Annotated in this window: 3 protein-coding genes; all 3 read right to left on the bottom strand. The window is 76.6% G+C overall.

The features are described from left to right. The coding region (locus DY245_RS33770; RefSeq protein WP_280525029.1) for a serine/threonine-protein kinase at positions 1-1,049 on the bottom strand (1,049 nt) is incomplete at its 3' end. Then, complete coding sequence (locus tag DY245_RS33765; RefSeq protein WP_128510953.1) at positions 1,046-1,726, bottom strand: hypothetical protein; 681 nt, start codon at positions 1,724-1,726, stop codon at positions 1,046-1,048. The genes DY245_RS33770 and DY245_RS33765, both read right to left, overlap by 4 nt. 209 nt (positions 1,727-1,935) lie before the next feature. After that, positions 1,936-3,029: restriction endonuclease subunit S domain-containing protein (locus tag DY245_RS33760; protein WP_483409833.1), on the bottom strand; the 1,094-nt coding region annotated here is incomplete at its 5' end.

Here is a 3,029-nt window from a genome sequence, read left to right as displayed (position 1 = left end):
GGGCCGAGGGCAGCCCCCAGGCCGAGGGCAGCCCCCGGGCCGAGGGCAGGCTCCGGAACGAGCGGCGTGGACAGCGCGGTCGGCGTCGGGGCCGGGGCCGGCGCCCCGGAGGAGCGCACCGGCCAGGGGGCCTGCGGCTGCCGGAAGGGGCGGGTGGGGTCCATCGGGGCGAGCGGGGCGGGCGGGGACTGTGCGGCCTGCGGGCCCGTGGTGGCGGCGGGCAGCAGTGGGGCCAGCGCCTGGTAGACCTCCTGGGCGTCGGCGGGGCGGGCCTGGGGGTCCTTGCGCAGCAGGTGGAGGACGAGGGCTTCGAGGGCCTCGGGGACGTCGGGGCGCAGTGTGCGTACCGGGACGGGCTCCTCGTGGAGGTGGCGGTGGAGTACGCCCAGGGCCGTCGAGCCGGCGAACGGGACCTCGCCGCTGAGGAGTTCGTGCAGCAGCACCCCGAGGGCGTAGAGGTCGGTGTGCGGGCCGACGGCGCCGCCCATCGCCTGCTCGGGCGCCATGTAGGCGGGGCTGCCGATGGGCGAGCCGGTGTGGGTGAGACGGGTGGTGTCGGTGTCCAGGGCGGAGGCGATACCGAGGTCGAGGACGACCAGGGAGCCGTCCGGCCGGATCATGACATTGCGGGGCTTGAGGTCGCGGTGGACGATCGGTACCGCGTGGACGGACGCCAGTACGGCGCAGAGCTGGGCGGCGACGGAGACCGCCCAGAGCCAGGGGTAGGGGTCGTGCTCGGCGAGGTGGTCGGAGAGGTCGGCGCCCTCGACGTACTGCATGACCAGGTAGAGGTCCTCGTCGTCGCTGCCGGCGTCGTGGACGGTGACCAGCCCGGGGTGGTCGACCTGCGCGGTGACCCGGCATTCGCGGACGAAGCGGCGGCGCATCTCCTCGCCGTCCGGGGTGCCCGCCACCCGGTCGGGGCGCAGCAGCTTGACGCCGACCCGGCGGTCCAGGCGGCGGTCGTAGCCGATCCAGACCTGGCCCATACCGCCCTGACCGAGCAGCGCGGAGAGTTCATAGCGCTCGGCGATGACCCGCCCGTTCACCGCCCCTCCTCCTTGCGGAGATAGTCGCTGAGTTCGTCGAGCTCGGCCCGTACGCGGTCGATGCGCTGCGGCTGGGGCCGGTCCTGGGGCGGCGGGGCGTACGGGCCCGCGGGCGGCGGCGAGGGGTGCGGCGGTGCGCCATGGGCCGGCGGCTGCGGCAGCCGGGTCTCGGTCATGGCGTACGGGTTGACGGGTGCCGCGCCGGGCGCCCCGTACGGCTGGGTCTCCTGGGCGTACAGCGGGGCCGGCACGGGCGGCCGCGGCGGGCCGTAGTGATGCGCGACGGGTGCGGCGGCGGGCGGCATGCCGGGGTAGGCCGCCGGGACGTGGCGGTCGCCGTATCCGGCCGTCCGCTGGGCGCGGACGTCGACGACCAGGTAGTACGCCACGGCCACGGCGATCTGTACCAGCACCAGCGCGACCCCGACGTCGGTGCGCCAGTCCGTTTCGGGATAGCCGGTGACCAGCACAAAGCTGCCGACGAGCACCACCAGGTCACCACCGAACAGCCACCAGCCCAGCTGCCCGCGCCGCACGATCGCGGCCCGCAGCAGCGTGGCCCAGGCCAGCAGGCCGAGGCTGAGCACCGCGGCGGCCACGAAGACCACCCGCAGCGCGATGACCGTCGCCCGCGCCGGGGGACGGTGCGGCGGGAGGGCAGGGACGGGGCCGTGCATTACTGCTCCTGACGGATCGGTTCATGGCCGGTGGGGCCGTGCTGCCACGGCGGCCTCGCGCGCGGGCGCGGGGTGCGCAGGGTACGCACACGTGCCTGCGAGCGTATATACGACGCCGACCCCGTGTGCGGGGTTGTACGGAATGGACGGCCCGATCTGCCGGTCCAAGCCGGCGCCGTCCCGCCGCCCCTCCCTGCCCGTCCGCCGGGTCAGTCCGGGGTCACCGAGCCGTCCGTCAGCCCGTCGTACAGGCCCTGGACCAGCTGCTCGCCGAGCCGGGACGCCAGCCGCAGGGCTCCTTCGAAGGCGGCCAGGTCGCCGAACCGCTGCCCGTAGCGGCGCTGCTCGGCGAGCGGCAGTCGGGGCACCTGGAGGCGGCGGACGTCGAGCCGGGTGGCGGTGGAGGCGTAGCTGCTGGCCTGCCGGTTGTTGGCGGTGCCGCGCAGGAATCCGGCCAGGAACCAGGGGTCGACGGCGGCCGGGTCGGGCCGCAGCAGGGTGAGGTTGCGGCCGAGGGCGGCACCGGCGGTGGCCTCGTCGACGACCCGGGCGATGGCGCCGCCGCCGAGGACCGGGACGACGACATCGCCCACGAGGACCTGGACCGGTTCCTCGGCGGGCCCGGAGGCGGGCGCTTCGGGGAGGGTGCCGGAGGGGGCGCCGCCGCCGATGACGTCATGGTCGGTGAGCACCGCGGGCCCTCCCCCGAGCTCTCGGGTGCCGGCGCCGCCGGCGCGCACTACCAGGGCGCCGGAGCGGGCGAGTTCGCCGACGGTGGTCATGGGCCAGCGGGAGGTGGCGGCGAGGTCCGGCAGGGTGTCGCCGGCCCCGGGCCGCGGGGTGAGTTCGGTGGTACGGGCGAGGGTGGCGGTCAGCCGGTCGCGTACCCGGGCGAGTTCGGCGGGGCCGCCGGCCGCGGCGGGCGGCGGGAGGTGCCGGGCCGGGGCGAGGTCGACATCGTCGTCGAGAAGGTCGATGGCGGCCAACGACCGCCGCACGCCGGGCACTTCCTCGATGCCGCCGTCGCGGTCGAAGGCCTGCCAGGCGTCGACGGCGGTGGCGCGGACGGTCTGCCAGTCGGGCTTGTCGCGGCCGGTGGCCGCGCCGGTGACAGCACCGGCGGCGGGGCCCGCGGTGTCGACGACGAGGAGCTGCGGGGTGGGCGGCGGGCCGCCGCCGGGCTTGCGCAGCACCCACAGGTGCAGCGGGACGCCGTTGGGCGGGGCGGCGCCGGCGGGCAGCGCGATGACGGCGCGCAGCGCGCCGCGGCGCAGCAGGTCGGCGCGGATCCGGCGGCCGGAGC

Source organism: Streptomyces inhibens (genome assembly GCF_003389455.1).
In the GTDB taxonomy this organism is placed as follows: Bacteria; Actinomycetota; Actinomycetes; order Streptomycetales; family Streptomycetaceae; genus Streptomyces; species Streptomyces inhibens.
The sequence above is the reverse complement of the archived record's forward strand: the minus strand, read 5'-3'. Positions and strand labels throughout refer to the sequence as shown.

Coding starts and splice junctions, on each gene's coding strand:
- DY245_RS33765 (WP_128510953.1), bottom strand. CDS start 1,726: ATGCACGGCCCCGTCCCTGCCCTCCCGCCGCACCGTCCCCCGGCGCGG.